Annotated in this window: 27 protein-coding genes; 19 read left to right on the forward strand and 8 right to left on the reverse strand. The window is 61.5% G+C overall.

What is annotated here, in order from left to right; genetic code table 11:
• The first annotated feature begins 135 nt into the window (after positions 1-135).
• Entirely contained in the window at positions 136-333 is a 198-nt protein-coding gene (locus tag BRAGE_RS0108905) for a hypothetical protein (protein ID WP_027559961.1), read from the forward strand.
• A 101-nt stretch (positions 334-434) separates the two neighbouring features.
• On the opposite strand, the gene BRAGE_RS0108910 is transcribed toward BRAGE_RS0108905, so the two are convergent.
• Together BRAGE_RS0108910 and BRAGE_RS0108915 are read right to left on the reverse strand one after the other, a co-directional pair.
• Positions 435-1,580, reverse strand: coding sequence for an extracellular catalytic domain type 1 short-chain-length polyhydroxyalkanoate depolymerase (locus tag BRAGE_RS0108910; protein ID WP_027559960.1), 1,146 nt, complete (start codon positions 1,578-1,580; stop codon positions 435-437).
• 4 nt (positions 1,581-1,584) lie between these two features.
• Positions 1,585-2,004 (reverse strand): CopG family transcriptional regulator, encoded by a 420-nt coding sequence (locus BRAGE_RS0108915; RefSeq protein WP_027559959.1) that lies wholly within the window; start codon positions 2,002-2,004, stop codon positions 1,585-1,587.
• 547 nt (positions 2,005-2,551) lie between these two features.
• Here BRAGE_RS0108915 and BRAGE_RS0108920 point away from each other — a divergent pair.
• The 9 genes from BRAGE_RS0108920 to ligD all read left to right on the forward strand — a co-directional run bounded on the left by BRAGE_RS0108920 (position 2,552) and on the right by ligD (position 9,650).
• Complete coding sequence (locus BRAGE_RS0108920; RefSeq protein ID WP_108914437.1) at positions 2,552-3,541, forward strand: NADP-dependent oxidoreductase; 990 nt, start codon at positions 2,552-2,554, stop codon at positions 3,539-3,541.
• Between the two features lie 75 nt (positions 3,542-3,616).
• Positions 3,617-4,288: an HD domain-containing protein gene (locus tag BRAGE_RS0108925; protein ID WP_027559957.1), complete on the forward strand. Its 672-nt coding sequence runs from the start codon at positions 3,617-3,619 to the stop codon at positions 4,286-4,288.
• Between the two features lie 121 nt (positions 4,289-4,409).
• Positions 4,410-4,832 carry a cupin domain-containing protein gene (locus tag BRAGE_RS0108930; RefSeq protein WP_027559956.1) on the forward strand — a complete coding sequence of 141 codons (423 nt, stop codon included), beginning with the start codon at positions 4,410-4,412 and terminating at the stop codon, positions 4,830-4,832.
• Between the two features lie 219 nt (positions 4,833-5,051).
• Complete coding sequence (locus BRAGE_RS0108935) at positions 5,052-6,026, forward strand: GlxA family transcriptional regulator (RefSeq protein ID WP_027559955.1); 975 nt, start codon at positions 5,052-5,054, stop codon at positions 6,024-6,026.
• A gap of 176 nt (positions 6,027-6,202) precedes the next feature.
• Positions 6,203-6,844, forward strand: coding sequence for an HD domain-containing protein (locus BRAGE_RS0108940; RefSeq protein WP_027559954.1), 642 nt, complete (start codon positions 6,203-6,205; stop codon positions 6,842-6,844).
• A 728-nt stretch (positions 6,845-7,572) separates the two neighbouring features.
• Positions 7,573-7,734 carry a DUF2934 domain-containing protein gene (locus tag BRAGE_RS52515; protein WP_084334430.1) on the forward strand — a complete coding sequence of 54 codons (162 nt, stop codon included), beginning with the start codon at positions 7,573-7,575 and terminating at the stop codon, positions 7,732-7,734.
• Between the two features lie 14 nt (positions 7,735-7,748).
• Entirely contained in the window at positions 7,749-8,054 is a 306-nt protein-coding gene (locus BRAGE_RS52520) for a DUF2934 domain-containing protein (RefSeq protein WP_084334428.1), read from the forward strand.
• A gap of 316 nt (positions 8,055-8,370) precedes the next feature.
• A complete protein-coding gene (locus BRAGE_RS0108955) occupies positions 8,371-8,706 on the forward strand; it encodes a hypothetical protein (RefSeq protein ID WP_027559952.1) in 336 nt (111 codons plus the stop codon).
• The gene (gene ligD, locus BRAGE_RS0108960) at positions 8,703-9,650 is read left to right on the forward strand and encodes a non-homologous end-joining DNA ligase (RefSeq protein WP_027559951.1); all 948 of its coding nucleotides are present in this window, start codon (positions 8,703-8,705) and stop codon (positions 9,648-9,650) included. The genes BRAGE_RS0108955 and ligD overlap by 4 nt, the downstream gene beginning before the upstream one ends.
• A gap of 30 nt (positions 9,651-9,680) precedes the next feature.
• On the opposite strand, the gene BRAGE_RS0108965 is transcribed toward ligD, so the two are convergent.
• A complete protein-coding gene (locus tag BRAGE_RS0108965) occupies positions 9,681-10,505 on the reverse strand; it encodes a ribonuclease HII (protein ID WP_027559950.1) in 825 nt (274 codons plus the stop codon).
• A gap of 258 nt (positions 10,506-10,763) precedes the next feature.
• Between BRAGE_RS0108965 and BRAGE_RS0108970 the strand changes: the two genes are divergently transcribed.
• On the forward strand, positions 10,764-11,867 hold the full coding sequence (locus BRAGE_RS0108970; protein WP_027559949.1) for a DNA topoisomerase IB: 1,104 nt from the start codon (positions 10,764-10,766) through the stop codon (positions 11,865-11,867).
• 715 nt (positions 11,868-12,582) lie between these two features.
• On the opposite strand, the gene BRAGE_RS0108980 is transcribed toward BRAGE_RS0108970, so the two are convergent.
• A complete protein-coding gene (locus BRAGE_RS0108980; protein WP_027559948.1) occupies positions 12,583-12,948 on the reverse strand; it encodes a response regulator in 366 nt (121 codons plus the stop codon).
• 16 nt (positions 12,949-12,964) lie between these two features.
• Positions 12,965-13,957, reverse strand: a complete 993-nt coding sequence (locus BRAGE_RS0108985) for a sensor histidine kinase (RefSeq protein ID WP_027559947.1) — start codon at positions 13,955-13,957, stop codon at positions 12,965-12,967.
• Positions 13,958-14,029: 72 nt separating this feature from the next.
• Here BRAGE_RS0108985 and BRAGE_RS57870 point away from each other — a divergent pair, with 72 nt between their 5' ends.
• The 3 genes from BRAGE_RS57870 (at position 14,030) to BRAGE_RS52105 (ending at position 16,472) form a co-directional block, all read left to right on the forward strand.
• Positions 14,030-14,491, forward strand: coding sequence for a hypothetical protein (locus BRAGE_RS57870; RefSeq protein ID WP_430642170.1), 462 nt, complete (start codon positions 14,030-14,032; stop codon positions 14,489-14,491).
• Positions 14,492-14,538: 47 nt separating this feature from the next.
• The gene (locus BRAGE_RS48045) at positions 14,539-14,775 is read left to right on the forward strand and encodes a hypothetical protein (RefSeq protein ID WP_035729505.1); all 237 of its coding nucleotides are present in this window, start codon (positions 14,539-14,541) and stop codon (positions 14,773-14,775) included.
• A gap of 1,472 nt (positions 14,776-16,247) precedes the next feature.
• The gene (locus BRAGE_RS52105) at positions 16,248-16,472 is read left to right on the forward strand and encodes a DUF305 domain-containing protein (protein WP_027559946.1); all 225 of its coding nucleotides are present in this window, start codon (positions 16,248-16,250) and stop codon (positions 16,470-16,472) included.
• Here BRAGE_RS52105 and BRAGE_RS0109015 read toward each other — a convergent pair.
• Entirely contained in the window at positions 16,448-16,693 is a 246-nt protein-coding gene (locus BRAGE_RS0109015) for a hypothetical protein (protein WP_027559945.1), read from the reverse strand. The genes BRAGE_RS52105 and BRAGE_RS0109015 overlap by 25 nt on opposite strands.
• Positions 16,694-16,845: 152 nt before the next feature.
• Positions 16,846-17,055: a hypothetical protein gene (locus BRAGE_RS48055; RefSeq protein ID WP_141263343.1), complete on the reverse strand. Its 210-nt coding sequence runs from the start codon at positions 17,053-17,055 to the stop codon at positions 16,846-16,848.
• A 315-nt stretch (positions 17,056-17,370) separates the two neighbouring features.
• Here BRAGE_RS48055 and BRAGE_RS48060 point away from each other — a divergent pair, with 315 nt between their 5' ends.
• Positions 17,371-18,039, forward strand: coding sequence for a Spy/CpxP family protein refolding chaperone (locus BRAGE_RS48060; protein WP_035729508.1), 669 nt, complete (start codon positions 17,371-17,373; stop codon positions 18,037-18,039).
• A gap of 38 nt (positions 18,040-18,077) precedes the next feature.
• On the opposite strand, the gene BRAGE_RS0109030 is transcribed toward BRAGE_RS48060, so the two are convergent.
• Positions 18,078-18,569, reverse strand: a complete 492-nt coding sequence (locus BRAGE_RS0109030) for a DUF305 domain-containing protein (RefSeq protein ID WP_027559944.1) — start codon at positions 18,567-18,569, stop codon at positions 18,078-18,080.
• A 138-nt stretch (positions 18,570-18,707) separates the two neighbouring features.
• Here BRAGE_RS0109030 and BRAGE_RS0109035 point away from each other — a divergent pair, with 138 nt between their 5' ends.
• The 4 genes from BRAGE_RS0109035 to BRAGE_RS0109050 are packed head-to-tail and all read left to right on the forward strand — an operon-like array spanning position 18,708 to position 20,888.
• A complete protein-coding gene (locus tag BRAGE_RS0109035; protein ID WP_027559943.1) occupies positions 18,708-18,959 on the forward strand; it encodes a DUF2933 domain-containing protein in 252 nt (83 codons plus the stop codon).
• Entirely contained in the window at positions 18,959-19,636 is a 678-nt protein-coding gene (locus tag BRAGE_RS0109040) for a methyltransferase family protein (RefSeq protein WP_027559942.1), read from the forward strand. The genes BRAGE_RS0109035 and BRAGE_RS0109040 overlap by 1 nt, the downstream gene beginning before the upstream one ends.
• Before the next feature lie 15 nt (positions 19,637-19,651).
• On the forward strand, positions 19,652-20,122 hold the full coding sequence (locus BRAGE_RS0109045; RefSeq protein WP_027559941.1) for a hypothetical protein: 471 nt from the start codon (positions 19,652-19,654) through the stop codon (positions 20,120-20,122).
• A 58-nt stretch (positions 20,123-20,180) separates the two neighbouring features.
• Complete coding sequence (locus BRAGE_RS0109050; RefSeq protein ID WP_027559940.1) at positions 20,181-20,888, forward strand: ABC transporter ATP-binding protein; 708 nt, start codon at positions 20,181-20,183, stop codon at positions 20,886-20,888.
• Positions 20,889-20,892 lie beyond the last annotated feature (4 nt).

Genomic DNA, 20,892 nt, shown 5'->3' on the forward strand with positions numbered 1-20,892 from the left:
CGAATGGCTTCGCGAAGAGTCGAATCCATGCCCCTGGCCCCCCAAAAGCCCCGCCGGGGGAAAACCTACCCCCAAGGTTGGCGGTCCGAATGCGCAACATAGCGCAAGGACCGTTTGCGCCCGAAGGAGGGAGCAATGAACAATCGCACATCAGACCGGATGACGCCGACCGCGGCGCAACGGGAGGCCCAGAAGGTGTTTCGCGACACGCGCGCGGAGGCACCGGTCTCCGAGCATGAACGCGACCAACAGGCATTCCATGCAAACCGGGAGCGCCTGAAGTCGGAGCGGATCGCTCGAGAGGCTGCAGCGGAACAGAAGCCGAAGACCTGATAGCGCCAGCGGGCTCCCGTTCGATGGAGAACGATTGCGAGCTCTGCATCCCATCACCGAGATGAAAAGCGGATGCCACCTCGCTTCCGCCCCTGTGGGAGCTAATGCTCGAGGAAGAAGCGCAGCATTTCTCTCGTTGCGTCCGGTCCGTCCGGATCGGTGTAGGAGCCGGCGGGGCTGCCCCCCGACCATGCGTGTCCGGCTCCGTGGATCTCCCAGTGCTCGAGGACTCCGCGTCCGCCGTCGTCGACATGGACCGTGCGAGTGTAGGCATGCCCTCCCGGCACCCGTCCGCGCTGCACTTTCGCCGTCGTGCTCGTCCCACGGATGGACTGCCGGACGATTCGATCACCGTTTTTCGAATGCACCGTGTTGTCGCGGTCGCCATGAAACACGATCGTCGGGACGGGCGGACCCTTGCCCGGCATCGCCTCGGGCCCGCCGCCTTGCTTCATGGCCAATAGCGCCGAGGGCAGATCGGTGGCGGCCCCGCAGGCAAGTCCGGAATGGATGCCGACTGCCGCGTACAGATCGCCGTACGTCGATCCCATCACGGCGGCAGCCGCAGCTCCGGCCGAGAGCCCGGCGATGTAGACGTGTTGCGGATCGACAGAATGGTCGCGCATGATCTGGCGGGTGATGCCGGCGATGAGCGAGGGTTCGCCGCCGCCGCGCTGCTGGTCGGCTGGACGAAACCAATTCCAGCATTTCGCATGGTTTGCTTCGGCCCGCTGTGCGGGATAGGCCACGAAGCAGGTCTGTTCTTCGGCGATGAAGTTCATCCGCGTGCCCGCGGCGAAATCCTCCGGCGACTGCGTGCAACCGTGCAGCATGATCACCAGCGGAATGGCCTGTCCATGATAGCCGCTGGGGATGAAGAGCCGGTACGTGCGGCTTCCCGCGGCGTTGCCGTAGCTGCCTTCGACGAAGCGGGTGCCGTCCGGCACGATGTCCGCCATGGACGGCGGGGCGCGCCGCAGCGGTCCTCCGGGGCCAACCCCAGGGAGGTTCTGGGCGAGATCCACTGGACGGACCGTGCGACGCGGACTCCTCGTCACCGTGACGTGTGGCTTGGCGTCGATGATCGGCGGCTTTCTTTTTGTCGCGGTAGAGCGTTGTGTGGTGGGGGCGGTGATGTCCGGTGTGTGCGCACCCCGAAGCATGCGTTGGAGCAGCGCGGTGGCCTCGACGAGCTGGCCCGAACGCGTGAGGCGTGTGGCTTCGCGAACGATGTCCAATTTCAGCATGGCCTTACCTCGTTCTGTCGGCGAGAGCGGATTTGACGGCGGGACTGGCGTGCAGGGCTCCCAACACGGAGACAGAGGCAATCGCGGCGCGAGCGAGTTCGGGCGTCACGTCTGGGGCGATGGTGGCAAGGCCCAGAACATTGATGTGCAGCATTTCACCGGCCCGCCGCGCCGCATCGAGATCCTCGCGGCTGTAGTGCCGAAGCCCGAGGTCCAAACTCTTTCGGACCGTGGACTGCTTGACCACGTCGGCATGACGTTCGAGCTGGTTGCGGATTGCCGTTCGGATGAAATCGGTCCGGTTCGAGTAGAATCCTTCCTGGACCATCAAGTCGACCTGACCGAGATCAACGAAGCCAAGATTGATCGTGATTTTTTCCGAGTCCGACTGCTTTGGCCGGATTTCGCGGACGTTACTAGTCATGGCTTCCATCCATGGTCCATCTGGGTGGATGTTATATAGATGGAGCAGCTGGACGTTCAAGGGGTGCGCTAATGGAGACCACGTGAGCCGCAGGGGAGGGGTTCCTGGCCAATCTTCTCGATCGGAACGACTCGAGGTTGCAGGAGGCGCTCTAAGCGGCCCGAACCCGAGGAGGGGGCGCTGCCCCGGCCGTAAGGTGGGCGTCCTGCGGTGACGTTCTTCAGCCATAGCCTGCGAATGCGCGCGAGCAACTATCGTGGGATTCCACCCTCGGTGTAAGCCTCTGAGCCCCGCCTGGACGTAACATCGCGACAGCTTCTGCAGAGTGGAACCGGAATAGATCCAGAAACATCTGGCGACGAAAGCGCCTCTCTTGCCGCGAAGGCGCGCAGGCCCTTGTCAGGATACGACGTACGGCTGTCCTGATCCGCGGGATCGTGCTCGTTGTCCGGGGCACCAGTCCTTGCGAAATACGGGCGAGCCCGTCCCATCAATCGCCCCGAAGGGTCGACGGCAAGCATGATGAACTGAGCGCAAGGAGCATGAGATGACCTCCAGCAGCATCGTTCCTCGAGTTGGTGAAGAGCGAACCCATTCAACAATGATGGCTTGGCGCGTGCACGAGTTTGGGTCGCCAGACGTCATGAAGTTCGAGCGCGTGCCGCGACCCGAGCCAGGTCCTGGCGAGGTCCTCGTCAAAGTTGCGGCCGCTGGAGTTGGCCCATGGGATGGCTGGATCAGGTCCGGCAAGAGCGCTTTGCCGCAGCCGCTCCCTCTCACGCTGGGCTCGGATATTTCGGGTGAAATCGTCGCGACGGGACCCGGTGACACCGAATTACGCACCGGAGATCAGGTTTTTGGCGTTACCAACTCGCGGTTTATCGGAGCCTATGCCGAGTACGCTCTCGCGTCCGCAGGGATGGTTTCGAGCAAGCCAACCTCGCTAAGCCACGTTGAAGCCGCATCCGTCCCCGTCATTGCCGTGACGGCATGGCAGGCATTGTTTGATCACGCCCAACTCAAAGCAGGTCAAACCGTGGTCATTCACGGCGCAGCCGGCAACGTTGGATCCTATGCGGTTCAACTGGCCCGTCAGGCGGGTCTGCAAATTGTCGCAACCGCATCGACGGGCGATATTTCCATCGTGCGCAATCTGGGCGCAAACACGGTGATCGACTACCGGACGCAGCGCTTCGAGGAAGAAGTTCGAGACGCGGACGCTGTGATTGATCTGGTCGGCGGCGAAACGCAAGAGCGCTCGTTTCAGATCCTCCGTCACCGCGGCAAGCTGATCTCGGGAGTATCCCGCCCGGATCAGGATCTTGCAAAGCGTTACGGTATTGAAGCCGCCTTCTTTTTGGTCAACGTCACCAGCCAATATCTGACGAAGATCGCTCGCTTCATCGATGGTGGAAAGCTGCGAACAAACGTTGGGGCAGTCTTACCCCTCGCGGATGCGCGCGAGGCTCACTTGATGCTGGAACGCGTGCGGCCTCAGCCGAAAGGAAAGATCGTGCTCGACGTCGGAGCGAGGTGATCGGCATCGTTTCGTCGTTTCGCTCGCGCGCAACGCGCAGCTAACCCCCACAGTAATTCTTGAAAGGACGCAACAATGGCAACCCGAAATCTCGCCCAGGCTCTCGTCATTCCCGATTCCTTGCTCGCGAAAGAGGCGACAGACATCTTGCGCGAACATTCCACCGATCTGTTGTTTAATCACTCGCTCCGCGTCTACCTGTTCGCGGCTGAGCAGGGTCGACAGAGGAATCTGCACTTCGACCGTGAGCTCCTTTACGTCGCTGCCGCATTTCACGATCTCGGCCTGATCAAGAAGTTCTCGAGCCCAGACGAACGCTTCGAAGTCGATGGCGCAAATGCGGCCCGACAGTTTCTTCGCACCCACAACATCGCAGAAGATCAGGTGCAGACCGTCTGGGAAGCAATTGCGCTGCATACCACTCCCGGCATCCCGAAGCATATGGGGCCCGAAGTGGCGCTCCTGAACTCGGGTGTGCTTCTCGATGTCATCGGAGTGGGGTTTGATCAGTTCCCAGCGGAGCTGCGCGAGGAAATTATCGCCAAGTACCCGCGCACAAATTTCAAAGAAGGCTTCATTCAGGAGTATTTCGCCGGTTTTGCGCACAAGCCAGCGACGACGTATGGCACCGTCAACGCCGCCGTCTGCGAACGCTTCATCCCGGGGTTCAAAAGCCCCAACGCCTGCGACCTGATCGCTGCTTCGCCCTTCCCGGATTCCCAGCGCCAGGCTCACCATCATGACTAGGACTATCTTGCGTGAGCTCGTTAGAGGAGAAGGTGCGATAATGTCGATCAGTGGATTTTCCTATCGGGTTGGTGCGGTATCAAACCCTCGCGGTATGACAGCAAAAGCAGCGAGAAGAGCAATGCGAACGGCCGCCATCCCGCTGATAGCAGCAACGATCGCGCTCGGAGCTTCGCCGGCGAACGCGCAGGACGGGGAGCAGGTGAAAGTCGCCTTCGCGCACGCACTGCCGAATGTCGAAGGAAAGAGGCTGGTTGCTGTGACCGTGACTTATCCTCCCGGGGCCAAATCGCTCGCTCATCACCACGCAGCGTCAGCTTTTATCTACGCCTATGTGCTGTCCGGGGCCATCCGTAGCCAAGTCGGCGACGAACCCGCGAAGATCTATCACGCAGACGAAAGCTTTTACGAAATGCCCGGTTCACATCACAGGGTCAGTGAGAACGCGAATGACAACGAGCCCGCCAGCTTAGTGGCAGTCTTCGTTGTGGATTCCAAGGATGAACCCCTAACGATGCCAGACAAGGCGCCGGGATCACAATGATGGCGCGACAAATTCGCCTGTTGCCGTGACGGTGTTTTTTGGACCCGCATAGGCCGCCTGGTTAGCCGCTGGGAGAGCAAAATCGACCAATAGATCCATAGTCCCTGGTTGATCCCGCGTGCACGGATGCTCGTTCTGTTGCCTCCCGATCGCGCCGGACCTTTTGCAGTGGCCGGACTACCTGCATAATTAGGCTCCAGAGTGGAGAGGCAGTAACAGGTGCCGGTACAAGCTGTCGCAATCGTCGTCTGTGAGGGGGTGCAGGCCCTGGACGTGGCGGGGCCAATGGATGTGTTCAGCGAGGCGAACACGTTTCTCGGCAGCTCTGATCGCTACGAAACGGTATTGGTTGCTGCTCACCGCAATCCGCTCCGCGCGTCCAACGGCCTATGCATGGTCGCCGACCTGACCTTCGAGGACGCGATAGGCGGCTTCGACATCGTTCTGGTGGCCGGCACTCCGACGCCACCGGAAGTGGAGCCCGAACCGTGCCTGCTTCACTGGGTCAAGGAGCTGCCGTGGCGCTCGAGCATCTATGGGTCGATCTGCACCGGGGCTTTCGTGCTTGGCTATGCCGGTCTCCTGGACGATCGGCGGGTCACAACCCATTGGCAGGATGCACAGGCGCTGGCGGCCAGGTTTCCGAAGGCAAAAGTCGAACCTGATCTGATCTATGTGCGCGATGGACGGCTGATCACCGCGGCCGGGGTGACTGCGGGGATAGATCTCGGCTTGGCGCTCGTCGGGCAGCGGCACGGCGCTGAAACGGCGCTCAAGGTCGCCAAGCGGCTGGTCGTGGTTGCCCAGCGCCAAGGCGGACAGTCGCAGTTCAGCCCGTATCTCACAGCACCTGTCGACCCCGAATCACCGATCGCGCGCATCCAGGACCATGTTATGGCGAACATTGGGGATCGCCACACCCTGGAGTCGCTGACCGCGGTCGTCGGCATGAGCGCCCGGAATCTGGCACGACATTTTGTGCAGGCGACCGGGACCACGCCGCACGATTTCATCGAGCGCGCCCGGGTCGATGCGGCGCGCATGATGCTGGAAGCAAGCGACCGGCCGCTGAAGGCGGTCGCTTTCGATTGCGGCTTCGGGTCGGCGGACCGGATGAGGATCGTCTTCAGCACTCGTCTCGGCGTGACCCCTGTTCAGTACCGCGCCAGCTTCCGACGTGCGGAAACGGAATAGATCGCGAGCTAAAGACGAAGGAGCTGCCTCCTGCTGGCGAAGGCGCCGACGGACCTTTGTCAGGAAACGAGGTACGGCTGTCCTGATCCGCAGCATCCCGTTCGTTGTCCGGCACGGGCCTCTGTTGCCTAATACGGCAAGCAACCAGCCCATTATTCGACCGAGGAGATTGCTCAATGTCTGAGATCATCGCCGGCGTCCGCCTGCCAGACAGTGCTATCGCGCGCGCCGCCACGCAGCTCGTGCGCGATACCGAAGACGACCTGCTCTACAACCACAGTCGCCGCGTCTTCCTTTGGGGCGCGCTCACTGGCGAGCGCCGCGGGTTGAAATACGACCCGGAACTGCTCTACCTCGGCGCCATGTTCCACGACATGGGTCTCACCGAGAAATATTCGAGCCCCGATCTGCGCTTCGAGGTCGACGGCGCCAATGCCGCGCGCGAATTCATGAAAAGCTACGGCGTGCCCGCGCGTGACATCGAGGACGTCTGGACCGCGATCGCCCTCCACACCACGCCCGGAATCCCTGAGCATATGCGACCGACCATCGCGCTGGTGACCGCGGGCGTGGAAATGGACGTGCTCGGCATCGCCTATCACGACTTCACGCATGAACAGCGCGATCACGTCTGCGCCCATCATCCGCGCGAGACAAACTTCAAGGAGAATATCATCGATCACTTCGCCAACGGCATCATTAAGAAACCGCTGACGACGGTTGGAAACGTGAAGGCCGACGTCCTGGCGCTGAAGGACATGAACTATGTCCGTCAGAACTTCTGCTCGATCATCCTTGGCTCTGCCTGGCCGAACTGAGCCCTGCTTGCTCCCAGCCGAGGAGGCCGAGATGGATACCAGCCGTCCGACGATGTCCGGTCGGGCAGGAGTCGCCATCGGCACGGGTGAGGGAGATGTCGTTGCGGTCAATGGGATCTTGGCCGGCCGGTTTGCGTGTCGTGAATTCTGCGACGCGCCGGTCGCGCGACGGACGATCGAGCAGATCAGTTCTCATCTCAGAGCGCGCAACGCGAGCTTTCCAAAGGGCCGTCTAAGCTGGTGCGACCGAGTACGTATGCGGAGAACGGCTTGAGCTCGGCTTGCTTGAAGTCGGCCAAGCCGACTTGAACCAGCTTGGAGACGCACGAGCCGACGCTCCCAAAAACGTGGACCGTTCGCAAACGCCCAGGCGTAACAAGAGGCGGCTGATCTTGTCGGGTCTGTTTATGCAATGAAACGACCCCAGGCCTGGACGTTGGCCCAGGGCTGGGGCCGCTCGGGCCATCCGTCGGAGAGCCTATGCGTCGGAAACGCATGCAGAGCCAAGTTTCGGCTTGGACCATCGTTCCTATGGTCGATACACCAGGTTCGTCCGGTCGACAGCGAACCCCAGCCGCGCGGCTGTGACGATCAGTTGCCCACCTCTGTTGGTTTGCCGGCTGGGGAACTCCGCACCGCCAAACAGGTTGCTTTCGCAATTTGGAGTTCTGGTCCCGGCGGCCAGTACCTTTGGCAGCTGACGGTATAGCAAGGGAGGATGAAGCAGCATGACCGAAGTAGATTTAGATGACGTACGTGCCCGGGCCTACAAGCTTTGGGAGGAAGCTGGTAAGCCGGAGGGCCGAATAGATGAGTTCTGGTACGAGGCGGAGCAATGGCTGAAGGAGGAAAGCCTCAGCCACGAACTTAAGACGTCGGACAATCCCTGAGGCCATCACGGTCTATGCAGAGTGCGTTCATTGACCACCTGTCCGAACTTCGGCGGCTTGAACATCAGCTTCGGTTGGCTCGTCACGCGGCCGCGCTCATAACCGATCAGGAGACCGCGAAGCGCCTCGAAGAATTCGCTGGTGAGATCAGCCGCAGAGTTTGCAGACTGAAACTTGAGAGCCTGGAACGCGAGACCAGGCGACGCGCGTACGAGCTTTGGGAGCGTGCGGGGCGGCCACACGGTAGAGATGCCGAGTTCTGGCTACGCGCGGAACGCGAAGTGCTGGACCAAGCAAAGCTTGGGAGTTGCGAAGGTTGAAAGGAGCGCGACCCGCTGACCCAATAGAGCGGAATGGCAAAACATCCATGAGACGGCGAGGCATCACACGCTTCGAGATACGGACGACATGCACTTTGCCTATCGTGGTCCCTTGTCTCTGGACCGGGCTGCTACGCCCGGCGGTCACCTCGTTTTCCAAGGGCGACGCTGCGCCCTTGACTTCGCTATGGTGTTCGATGGCGCGCATCCAGTCCTTCTCAAGCCCCCGCACGGATGGAAAGAGAGCAAGCGACGTATGTTCCGCTACCAGGAACAACCGGCAGGCTGCTGTCGTTCTTCCTCGGAGGAGCATCGCATGAGCTTAAGAAGGTCTATCGGAGGCCTCGGCCCCTACCCGTCGCTTTTCTTGTTGGCACTCCCGACAGCTACCGTAGAGCCCCTGAAGCTTGTCGCGGTAGCCGTGGCAGGAGAGGGGCACTGGATCCCCGGGACAGCGATGATCGTGGCCTGCTACGCATTCAGCCTTCTGGTGGTCGAGCGGCTCTTCGTCATCGTGAAGCCGAAGCTGCTCATGATCCCTTGGTTCGCGAAACTCTGGAAAGCGTTCGTTTCGGTTCGGACGCGTGTGTTCGGGGTATTCCGTCCCGGCAGCACCGAGAGAGTTCTCGATCGACAGTCGGCTTCGAAATGAGCCGAGAGTCAACGCTGCCTAAGCGCCTGCAGCCGATGCTGGCGACGCTCACCGATGCCCCCTTCGACGATCCCCATTGGGTATTTGAGGACAATAACGACGGATTCCGCATGGTCTCTGAGATCCGCGGGGGCAGGGTGGCCTTGTACAGCCGCAACGGCAAGATCATCAGCCATTCGTATGTTGAGGTTGCACAGGCCCTGGAAAGCGTGAAGGGCGACGCCGTGATCGATGGCGAGCTCGTCGCGATCGGGAAGGACGGTGTATCCCATTTCCAACTGCTACAAAATGCCCTGCGTCGCGAGGCTAAGCTTTTGTATTGCGCGTTCGACCTCATGTTCGCAGACGGCGAGGACCTGCGTGGGCTGCCGCTCCTCGAACGCAAGAAGCGACTCAAGGCCATCTTGCCACGCCACAAGCTGATCGCATTCAGCCCGCACCGAAAAGCCGACGGCAAAAAGTTCTTCGCCGAGGCCGAGAAGAAAGGCCTTGAAGGGATCATGGCGAAGCGTGCCGACAGCGCGTATGCATCTGGAGGCCGGACAGCGGACTGGCTCAAGGTGAAGACCGCACAGCGGCAGGAGGTGGTGATCGCCGGCTTCACGGCGCCGAGGCGAACGCGCCCCTTCTTCGGCGCCCTCGTGCTGGCGGTACGCGAAGACGATGCATGGCGGTACATCGGCCACGTCGGCACCGGCTTCAGCCACCAGGTTCTCAAAGAGCTTCACGGCAAGCTCGTGAGGCTCAGGACAGGTAAGTCGCCGTTCCCTGCCAAGGTGAAGGATGAGCAAGTCACGACCTGGGTGCGTCCTTCTTTGGTCGCGGAAGTGAAGTTCGCCGAGTGGACCAGCAAGGGAGAGTTGCGTCAGCCGGTCTATCTCGGCCTGCGGTCCGACAAAAAGGCCAAGGAAGTCGTACGCGAAAGGAGTTGGTCGCGAAATTAAGGCAGCGGACGCGGAGCAAAATACCCGGGTTCAGCCGGCTTCGCGCTCGGCTGCTGGAGGCCACGGCGGCAGGGGCGGCAACCCGAGAGCCTTGCGTACAGGTCCGAACGATCTCCGGTGAGCTGCGCACGCGCCAAGCCTGGCGAGCGCCTCATAATGAGCCGGCACCGGGTAGCCCTTGTGATCCGCGAATCCGTAGCCGGGGTGTCGCACGTCGAGCGCCCGCATGACCCTGTCGCGCTCGACTTTCGCGAGGATGGAGGCGGCGGCGATGCTGGCGGACTTGGCGTCGCCTTTGATGATGGCCTGCTGAGGAATATCGATTTCCTTCAACCGCTTTGCATCGATCAGCAAGTGCTGGGGCGTCAACCCTAGCCCCCGGACCGCACGCTGCATGGCCTCGATGCCAGCCCAATAGATGTTGATCGCGTCGATCTCCTCGACCTCGACCAACGCCACACACCAACTCTCTGCCTTCTCCTTGATCTCGTTCGCGAGTTCTTCGCGAGCCGCCGCGTCGAGTTTTTTCGAATCGTCGATTCCGACTATCCGTGTGCCGGGTTTCAGGATCACCGCGCCAGCGGAGACCGGCCCCGCAAGAGGGCTCATTCCGGCCTCGTCCACGCCTGCCACGGCATGGTGGCCGCCTTCCCAGAGAGAGGTCTCAAAGCGAAGCATCTTGCGCAGGCGCTGTCCCTCGGACCTATTCTCGAAGCGCCTCTTATCGATCGACGCCAGGATGGCGCGGGCTCCCGCGCGGGTGTCCGCCCGCAAGATCTCCTCGACCGTGGCCTCGAGCGGTCTTTTTTCGAGGACATAGCGCTGACGCAATACATCGAGCGAATATTGGGACATAGCGGCCTTCGCAAAGACTGACTGAGAGGAACGTGTCCGTGAACTTTGTGTCGATTGTCTGAAGTTGAGCCATGCCGTCTCCATCGACTGCGTAGCGCTTTGCCAAAGGAACCGGCCGCATCTCATTTGAGGTCCCGATATCGGCGCTGCCAGGCAGTTACACATCGCACCACCGACCTCTGACTGGAACCAACCGGTATCTTCATCCCTTGGAAAAGAGCGGAGCCTCACCCCAGGGTGCTTCCAAGGGACCGGCCCATGCTCCGACAGACCAGCACCGAAGAACAAATCCTAGACCGTACCGCCGAGGTCGCGGCCACCATCGCGGAAGAGGGCCTTCGCTACGTCACCGACTCCGCGCCGGGGTACACGCGCAAGCGAACCGGAACCACCTTCAGCTACTACGACAAGGACGGCAAGCGCATCACCGATGCGACTATCATCCGACGCATCAAATCAATCGGGATCCCGCCGGCCTACGAGTCCGTGTGGATCTGCCCTTCGGCCAACGGTCACATCCAGGCGACCGGGCTCGATGCGCGGGGCCGCAAGCAGTACCGCTACCACGCGAAATGGCGCGAGCTGCGCGACCAGAACAAGTACGAGCACATCATCCAGTTCGCGGCCGCGCTGCCCGCCCTGCGGGAGCGGGTCGCCGCCGACATGAAGCTGGACGGGCTGCCCCGCGAGAAGGTGCTGGCGACGATCGTCAGCCTGCTTGAGAAGACTTTGATCCGGGTCGGCAACGCGGAATACGCCGAGAAAAACAAGTCCTACGGACTGACCACCATGCGGCGCAAGCACGTTGCGGTTGGCCGGGGCGTCCTTCGGTTCGACTTCACGGGCAAGTCAGGCAAGCAGTGGAAGCTCCGGGTCGAGGATAAGCGCATAGCCGCGATTGTGAAGCGCTGCGCCGAGATACCGGGACACGAGCTCTTCAAGTACCTGGACGACGACGGACAGCCACGCACCGTGGATTCCGGCGACGTCAATGCCTACATCAAGGACATCACGGGTGAGGACTTCAGCGCGAAGGATTTCCGCACTTGGGCGGGGACGGTTTTGGCAGCTTTGGCCCTGATCGAATTGAAGAAGTACGATAGCCAGACCGAGGCGAAGCGCAACGTCGTCGCCGCGATTGAGAGCGTCTCGAAGCAGCTCGGCAACACACCGGCAATCTGCCGCAAGTGCTACGTGCATCCGGAAGTCCTGGACGCTTACATGTCCGGTGACCTCGTGAAGATGATTGAAGCCAAGATCGCTCAGAAGTTCAAGCGGCAGTACGCCAAGCTCACGTCCGACGAGATCATGGTGCTGGCGTTTCTCCGCAAGCGTCTCGATTCTCTGAAGGCCTCCGCCTAGCCTCTCGTCGCACTCGGCATACGGCGCGTTCTTGACCGTGGCGGTTGAAGTCAGGCGCGCCATCGTTCCCACGCCGGCTCTCCTGAGCTCGCTCTTCCATCATCGGCAAGGCGCAGCAGCCCAAGATGCCAACCGCTCGAACTGGGCGGGACGTTCAAGGATATTCGCCTATGAGTTTCACAGCCACACTTCTTCGTGGCAGTCGCCACATCGATAGATCGGCACCGTCTGTCGTTCTTCACGTCCAGGATGGATGTGGTGTACCGCAAGGGCCCGCTGCACTTGGGACACGGTGGCCCTAGTCGCGGAGGCGGTGGCGATGGCTCAGTGTCCCTAGTCTCGGACACGATTGGACCTCGGGTGAAATGAGGTTCCTAAGTACCAAAGTAGACGCTCGCTACCTACAACATATGATGAGCCGCATTATTCCTTCGGCGGATCAGGACGCCAGACTTTCGGGACCGGGAGTTGAAGCAGAGCCTCGGAGAGTCCTAGTTGCAGGTAAGACTTTCGCAGTTGCTCGTTAGTCAACTCGTTGGCGGCCTTGATCCGCTCGATCCTGGCAGCAATCATCTTTGCCAGTCAGTCTGTGTACTCGCCGGCCATAGGACACCTCCCTATGCAGACATTAACATAGGTTAAGCCCCTTCGGTTCCGGCAGCTATCCCACATCATTTCAAAAATGGGGCAGGGAAAGGCCACTCCGGGCGACGAGCTACACCCGCTTGAGTACGTCGCGAAGAGATGTGAGCAGAAATTCGGACCTCCACGATTTACCGACGTTGATCGCATCGCGTAGGACCGGTTGGGCCTGGAGGTCGGCGGCAACATAGCCGCTGGCGAGAATGAAGGGCACGGACATCGAGCGGAGCGTCTCGGCAACGGGGGTGATCCATTTTCCCGCCAAGTTGACATCAAGAATGGCGGCGTCGGGCCGCTCAGCCTTCAAAAGCTCTAAAGCGCCATCTATGTCCGGGACCGGGCCGATCACGCGGTAGCCAGCGGCCCTCAGCTCGGTGTCGAGCTCCAGTGCGATCAGGTACTCGTCTTCGACAACCAATATTCGGGGAGCGTCGTCCATGAGTGCTCCCTGGTCTTTAGGACTCCAAAGGCGCTGTGATGTGAACTCGTAAACCGGTGGGCTCGTACTTCAGTTCCACAGAACCCCCTAGGCCCTGCACCGCGCTGAGATCGATCAGCCTGGAGCCGAAGCCGGAGCGAGTGGGCGGAGTGACGGGTGGGCCGTTTTCCTCGCGCCAATCAAGGTGAAGGACGGCCTTGCCCCCCTCCTCCTCCGACCTGCGCCAGCCGAAGTGTACCAGCCCTCCTGGCTTGGAGAACGCACCGTATTTCCAGGCGTTGGTGACCAATTCATGCAGAATGAGAGTCATCGGCACGACTTGGCGGCGGCTGAGGCGAATGACCGGTCCGGCGACCACCCGGTATCGGTCCGGGCCCGCAGCCTTCAACGATTGCTCCACCAGAGCACTCAGATCGGCCTCGGCGCTGCTGGCCAGCGCGAGGGTCTCGGCTTCGGTCACAGCCTGGAGTCGCCCTAGAAAGGCGTCCCGGTAATCCTTCGCTGACCGGCCTTCCACATCGCCCTGATTGGCAAGAGAGCGAACGATCGCGAGGAGGTTCTTCATCCTGTGCCGCGTCTCGGCGAGGAGAATGTCTTTTTGAGCGTCGCTATGGCGTCTGTCGGTCACGTCCTCGAACAGGATCAGGACGCTGGAGCTGTTATTATCGGGGTGAACCAGACGACGGGCGCTGACCAGCATCGTTCGCGGTCCGATGGCCGGGAAGTCGGCTGCAACTTCGTAGCCGACGACGGCGGTGGACCTTGGAATGATGTCGCCGACGAGGCGCCTGAGTTCGGGTATGTCCCATTGACCGTCGCCCAGGTCGAACAGGCTGCGCCCAACCGTGTCGTCCCGTCCAACCCTGAAGGTCTCGTAGAACCCGCGGTTGGCTGTCAGAACACATCCCCCCTGGTCAAGCACAAGGAGGGGTTCCTCGAGGGTGTCGACGATCCCTTGTGCCTGGACATGCTCGCTGCGCAGAAGTCGGTATAAGTCTTCGAGATTCATCGGCCGCTCGCCTCGCAATGTTTCCCACTAGGCTAATATGTGGCTAAACCGTACACAAACGAAAATGGGCTGTTGACCGTCCGCGCAGCGCTGGGCGCCCCAGACGATTTCACGTCAACGGCCGAATTGATCCAAGTGCCGCTGAATCCTTGGTTTGAGCCGCTTACACCTCTTGAGCCATTTCTGAAGAGTTCCGACAAGGTTGTGAAATATACTCCTTGCGGGGCGACCGGCACCGGCGCACGGTCGGCCATCACAGCCCGGACCTCGGCTACTATCTGTGATGAGAACGCCGCTAGCGCTCCCGCCCTCCTCGAACAAGGGAGCAGCGCCATGACGGAGCGGCGTCGTTTTAAACAGACTCGATCTCTGGAAGTGCGTCTTGCCGAAGAGGCTCAGCGTTTGCTCGAGGAAGCAAGACTGCTTCCGCACGGGCCCCTACGGGAGCAGGTCATCCGCAAGGCCCGGCAATGTGAGACCGGCTCGCACATGAGCGATTGGCTGCGATCGCCGGGATTGAAGCCGCCCGAGTGAGCCGCTCTAAGTTAGAAACTGCTGCAGCGGGGGCTGGTTGACTCTTCATGGCAGAGTCGTTCGGCAGAGAGTTTACAATCGTCGAGGCGACGTCCGACTCGGGATCGACGGAAATATGGCTTGCTTTCGCCAAGCCAAGCCAGGCGGTGACGCTGGTCCTTGCGGCCGTGCCGGAAGGCTGGACAGCACACATCCTACCGGCGGTCCTGTCTGAAAAGCAGCAGAAAACATTCGAAGAAGTGCACCTCGAACCCGGTGAGGTTTACAGACTTTCATCGGAGTAAGACTGCTGCGCTGGTATGCATCTCCCGCACTCTGAGCCTCCGCGGACGACGGCACGTGCCATTTCAAGCCGGCCCGGAAGCGGTCGATGAGGACAGAGGGCGTCCGGAAGCCGGTCAGATCCATGACCGCGGCCGGTCCGAGCTCGATCCGCGTACCAAGCGCCATCCGTTCGAGGTCTTGGACCGCACTGCTGATGTTCTTGCCTAGCTCACCCGCTGCGACCTCGACGCCAACTTCAAGCGGGGGCGAGATGCGGGGTGCTAGGCGTGGTCCAAGCCGTTGGACCGGTCACGGCCGACGACACCGCGCGGGTTCGGCTCCCGTCCTCCTCGTTTCAGGCCTTACCGGCCCTTCAAGAGCCCGGTGCACAACTTGGCTGCTGAATGGCCGAATCGAAATGCATCCGGTAGATCGGGCCGGCATGGCCGCAAACAAGGTAACGGCGGTACGCTCGGGGCTGGGAGGGAATCGACGGTCCGGGACTATCAAGCCGCCCAGCTGCGCTGGCGGCTTTTTCTTTTGGCTCGCCCTCATCAGGAGGCACTCGCCCTCGCTCGTTCGCGGGCCTCTCGGCGGCGTTCTTTGCGCTCGCGCCGCCGCTTGGCGCGATCGGCGGGCTGCCGCAGCAGAGGAACGGGCGCTTTGTCGAAAACCGGCGGGGCAGTCTCGCTGGGTGATGCCCCCTGGACCGCCTCCGACATCGATCGGGCTTCCATGAATTCGCGAACTTCCCACCCCTCGGCGGTCAGCCTCCAGCCATCACTGGCGGCGTTCAACCAAGCCTTGTGACCAGATGTCGAGATCCGGGACCCGCGCCGCGTCACGACAAACCATCGGACGTCGACAACTAGTGCTAGTGCGCTCACTTCTGGCGCTGCTCGACACCAACCTGTCCAACTAATGAACGTGTCGATTGCGTCGAAACCTGCCGGTCAGTGGAATAAATTCGAGATCGAAGCAAGGGATGCGGCGATCAAGTGACCCTGAATGGGCAGTTGGTGTCAACTTACCCCATTGCGGCAACTGACGGAGCGCCGTGAGGGCCATATCGGGCTGCAGTGCCACCGGCAATGTGCAGATTCGGAACGTACTGATCCGGTCTTTGCCCAATCCGGGCGTTCCAGTAGCTTGAGTTGCACGGATCCATCCAGACCTCGTGAGTCCGGCGCTCCAACGGGCTGAAACCAAGTTTATATGACGAGAACTCGTCGGCTTCAGTGAAGTCAGACCCGCACAGTCCTAAGCCGCAGCGCATTGCCGACCACGCTAACTGAAGACAAGGCCATGGCGGCGGCAGCAACTATCGGCGACAGCAGAAGCCCGAAGGTCGGATAGAGCACGCCGGCCGCGATCGGGATTCCGGCCGCATTGTAGTGGAGAAGATGAACGCGGACGTGCAGAAGGGAATGGATCCTGACCCGACCAAGGCCTGGGTGAAGATGATGATCGCCCATCACCAGGGGCCATCGACATGAACAAGGTCGTCCTGAAGGAGACCAAGGATCCGATGATCCGTAAGATGGCCGAAAAGGGAACGAGCGAACAAGAAACCGAGATCAAGCAGCTCCAGAGCTGGCTCTCGAAGCACGGCGCGCGGCTAGGCAAGGGTCCTGTTGCCGGCATGGCTGCGGCAGTCCGACTGACGGACCGGCACAGCCGTGCCGGAAAAGGTCACTTGTCCTTGTCGCCCATGTGATGCGGATTCGATGTCGACGGACCGCCCGTGTAGTGGTGACCTCCTGAGGTCGTCTTCTTGGAGGAGCCGACCGCCTCCTTGGGACCCATATGGTGGGGGACCTCGGTCTTCGGACCGCCACTGTAATGGTGGCCGTTCTTTTCTTTATCCGCAGTTTGCGCCACGGCGGGGAGCGCAATCAGGGCGGCCGTAACGGCAGCCAGCAGTGTCTTGGTGATCATGTCCGTTCTCCCGGTTGAGGACGGAGACATTCCATCAGAACTGGCCAGCATCGTCCTTGACGCACCTCAAACTCGCTCGACGCCATCGAGCAAAGAAGTTCGGGCTTCGCTGCCCGATGTTCTGCGCCAGGCGATCCGTTTGACCGAGCCAGCTATTCCATCGAGCAGACCTGTGAAATCGGGAAATCGATCATGGCCAGCAGCAGGCCGGCGATCCAGAGCAAGTTGTAGTGCGTGAACATCGCAAGGAGCCCCAACGTCGCGACGAGCTGATATTGGATCTTTTGTCCCTTCTGAGCGATGTGCTCCGGCAAATGATGCAGCCGCAGCATCAGAACGCCAAGCATGAAGACGAACGCCACAAGGAATGCTGCCATCACGATCAGCAGTACGTCGGTCTCGCCAGGAGCCGCGGCGAACCACCAGGGGCAGGTGAGCAGTGGAAGTCGAATGGGTGTCAGCCATATTGACCTGTTGCAAGACCCGGCGAGTGCTTGAACCTCGATTTAGGCGGTTACCAGTGTCGAAGCTCTGCCCGCTACGGAGTTGATCTGGATCAACCATCATTGATTGAGGCCCCGAGGCGCGGCCCTCCGGACGTATTGACGCGCATCAAGCCGCCCGCCGCAAGAGCCAGTCATTCTACTCCGAGCAATCACAGCGCCTGGGAGCTTGTCATGCGCGCACTCACATTCGCCGCACTTCTCGTCACGACGCTCGGGTATCATGCCTGGGCACAGTCGCCGGCCGAACACCAGGGTCATCATCCGGATCAGAAGGAGGCTCCCGCGGCCAAGCCCGCAACGCCTCCGGAAGCACCCCGCGGGACCGGCCCCTCGCAAGGCATGATGGGCGGCACGATGAACATGATGGGCGGCAACATGCAGATGCCCGACATGATGCGGATGATGGGCATGATGCGCCAGTCTGGCGACGGGATGGAGACGATCGATCGCGTGGAGGGGCGGATCGCGTTCCTCCGGACCGAGCTCAAGATCACGGACTCTCAGGCGTTTGCCTGGCACGCGTTCGCCGACGCGCTGCGCACCAATGCCAAGACGCTGGGAGAGATGCGCGATTCGATGATGATGGCGCAACAGAGCACCGGATCGCCGGACCTCGTCCAAAAGCTGACGCTCCAGGAAAAATGGCTGGCGGCGCGCCTCGAAGGCACCCGTGCGATGAAGGTGGCGCTCGCCAACCTCGTTGGCAGCTTTTCCGACGATCAGAAGAAGGCCGCAGACGAGCTGCTGGCGCCCCAGATGGGCATGATGCCGATGATGGCGTCGATGCGTGGCGGCGCTACGACGGGCATGGGAATGCCGGGCGGCAAGCCACCGAAATAGCCTCGGTCAACCAGACCGACCGAGTAGCGCGGCATTCCTTATTTCGCCGGCCGGGCAGGCAGGTCCTTCGCGTCGCCCGGCGTCGGCTTGGATTCGAGATCGGCGATCAGTTGCTTCATCTCGCCGATCTCCCGGACCTGGGCCTCGATGATCCCGTCGGCGAGCTTGCGCACCCTCGGATCCTTGATGTGGGCCCGTTCGCTCGTCATGACGGCGATCGAGTGATGCGGAATCATGGCCTCCATGTAGGAGACGTCACCCACCGTTTCCTGGCTCCGCACCAGCCACAGAGACCCTGCGAACGCGACGGCCGCCGCCAGCACGATTGCGGCGTTCGTCCTCGAGTCCTTGTACATGCCCCACATGAAGCCGAGCATGATGACGGCCATCACGGCTCCCATCAGCAGGGCCATCCATGCGCGCGTCTGGCTGAAGAACACGTGATCGAGGGCCCATGTGTTCAGGTACATCAGTCCGTACATCACGATGGTCGAAACCGCGATCATCGCGGCGAAACGGGCATAGGACATCGCCGGCGCTCCCGGTTGGCTGATCGGGACCAATGGAGCGCGCACGCGAAAGTTCCTGCCGCAGACGGTGCCGGTTGATCTGGCTCAACAATGATGGCAGCGGCACGCCTAAGCTGCTCCGAGCACAGGAGCTTGCCGATGTCGGTACAGGATCATCCGGGATATCAAGAGCGCCCTCAGGAGGGCATGTCCACCAAAGCGAAGGCCGGCCTGGTCCTGCTGGGATTTCTGGCCATCGCCGGCGCGCTCCTGTTCACCGAGCACAGGGCTCACGTGATCGGTTTGCTCATCTGGCTGCCGCTCCTCGCCTGTCCGCTGATGCACTTCTTCATGCACGGCGGACACGGCCACCATCACGGCGGCCGGCCGAACGATTCCAGGAGAGTGTGATGCACGACACGGCGCCCGCCTATGGCCTCTGGAGCCTCGTCATCGTCAACTCGGCGGTGTTCATCCTGTTCGCCTACAGCTTCTTCAAGCCGCAGACCTCCCGCGACTGGCGCTCCTTCAGCGCCTTCAGCGCCTTTCTGGTCGCGCTGTTCGTCGAGATGTACGGCTTCCCGCTCACCATCTACTTCCTGTCGGGCTGGCTGCAATCGCACTACCCGAACGTCGACTGGTTCTCCCATGACGCCGGTCACCTGCTCGAGATGATGTTCGGCTGGAAGACCAACCCGCACGCCGGTCCCTTCCACATCCTGAGCTTCATCTTCATCGGGGCCGGGCTCGTTCTGATCTCCGCCGCGTGGCGCGTTCTGTACGAAGCGCAGCAGACCCGGAGCCTGGCGACCACCGGCCCCTACAGCTACGTGCGTCATCCACAGTATGTGGGCTTCATCCTGGTGATGTTCGGCTTCCTGCTGCAGTGGCCGACGATCCTCACTCTGGCGATGTTTCCGGTGCTGGCCATCATGTACGTGAAGCTCGCCCGCGGCGAGGAGCGGGACGCTAGGTCGGAGTTCGGAGAGGCTTATGCGAAGTACGCCGCCGAAGTCCCGGGCTTCCTGCCGCGCCTGAGTAGAGTTCTCGGGCAGGGCTCGACCGGCAGCACCTATCGGCACGGCTGATCGGAGGCGGCCACGATGCCCGACACACGCTGGCGTCCATCGTCTGTGCTCCTGACGGCCTCAGGCGTCCTGTTGATCGGCGTCGGCATCTACTTCCTTTTCCTCCGCCCACCATTGCTGCCGGAGGACATCCGGTACATGAGCCTCACCCCGGCTGAATTGCAGTCGATCGGGCCGAGGCTGGCATCGTGGCTCACTCACGTTTTTCGGGTAATGGGCGGCTACATAGGCGCCACCGGAGTGCTCGCGCTTACTCTGGCGTGGACATCCTTCCGGGACCATCGGGCAGCCGCTGCGGTCGGCGCCGCAATCGCCGGCGGGCTCTCGATCGGGTTGATGGCCGCCGTCAACTTCATGATCCATTCCGATTTCAAGTGGGTGCTGCTTGCCATGGCTCTCGTCTGGGCCGCGAGCATTGCGATGTTCGTCCGCGAAGCCGCCGGCAGTCCGAAGACCGCGGCGGTCGTGGAGAGCGCTACGCCCTGACCTGCGTCAATACCGGGAGGGTGGGGCCGGCCGACAATCGCGCCTCGAAAGGGCAGCCATGACAGAAGCCGTGTTCACAGCGAAGGGCCTGACCAAGACCTACGTCTCGGGTGAGGTCATGGTGCATGCCCTGAACAACGTTGATCTGGAGATCGCCGAGGAGGAAGTGGTCGTTCTGCTCGGCCCTTCCGGCAGCGGCAAGACGACGCTGCTCAACATCATGGGCGGTCTCGACCGGCCGACCAGCGGCAGGTTGTTCTTCCGCCATCTGGACCTGACGGATCTCGAGGACCGCGAGCTCACGAAGTACCGTCGCGATCACGTCGGCTTTGTCTTCCAGTTTTACAATCTGGTGCCGAGCCTCACGGCGTACGAAAACGTCGCGCTGGTCACCGAAGTAGCCAAGAGCCCGATGCGCCCGGCCGACGCACTCGCGCTGGTCGGCCTCGACGAACGGATGCACCACTTCCCCGCCCAACTATCCGGCGGCGAGCAGCAGCGGGTGGCCATCGCCCGCGCGATCGCAAAGCGGCCGGCGGTGCTGCTCTGCGACGAGCCGACGGGCGCGCTCGACTCCAAAACCGGCATTCGCGTCATCGAGGCGCTGCTGGGGGTGAATCGGCAGCTCGGCACGACAACCGTCATCATCACCCACAACGCCAGCATCCAAGAGGTTGCGGACAGGGTGCTGTTCTTCGCCGACGGCCGGATCGCCCGTGTCCGGAAGAACGAGGCCCGGCGGGAAGCAGCCGAGCTCACCTGGTGACGGC

The organism is Bradyrhizobium genosp. SA-4 str. CB756 (assembly GCF_000473125.1).
In the GTDB taxonomy this organism is placed as follows: domain Bacteria; phylum Pseudomonadota; class Alphaproteobacteria; order Rhizobiales; family Xanthobacteraceae; genus Bradyrhizobium; species Bradyrhizobium arachidis.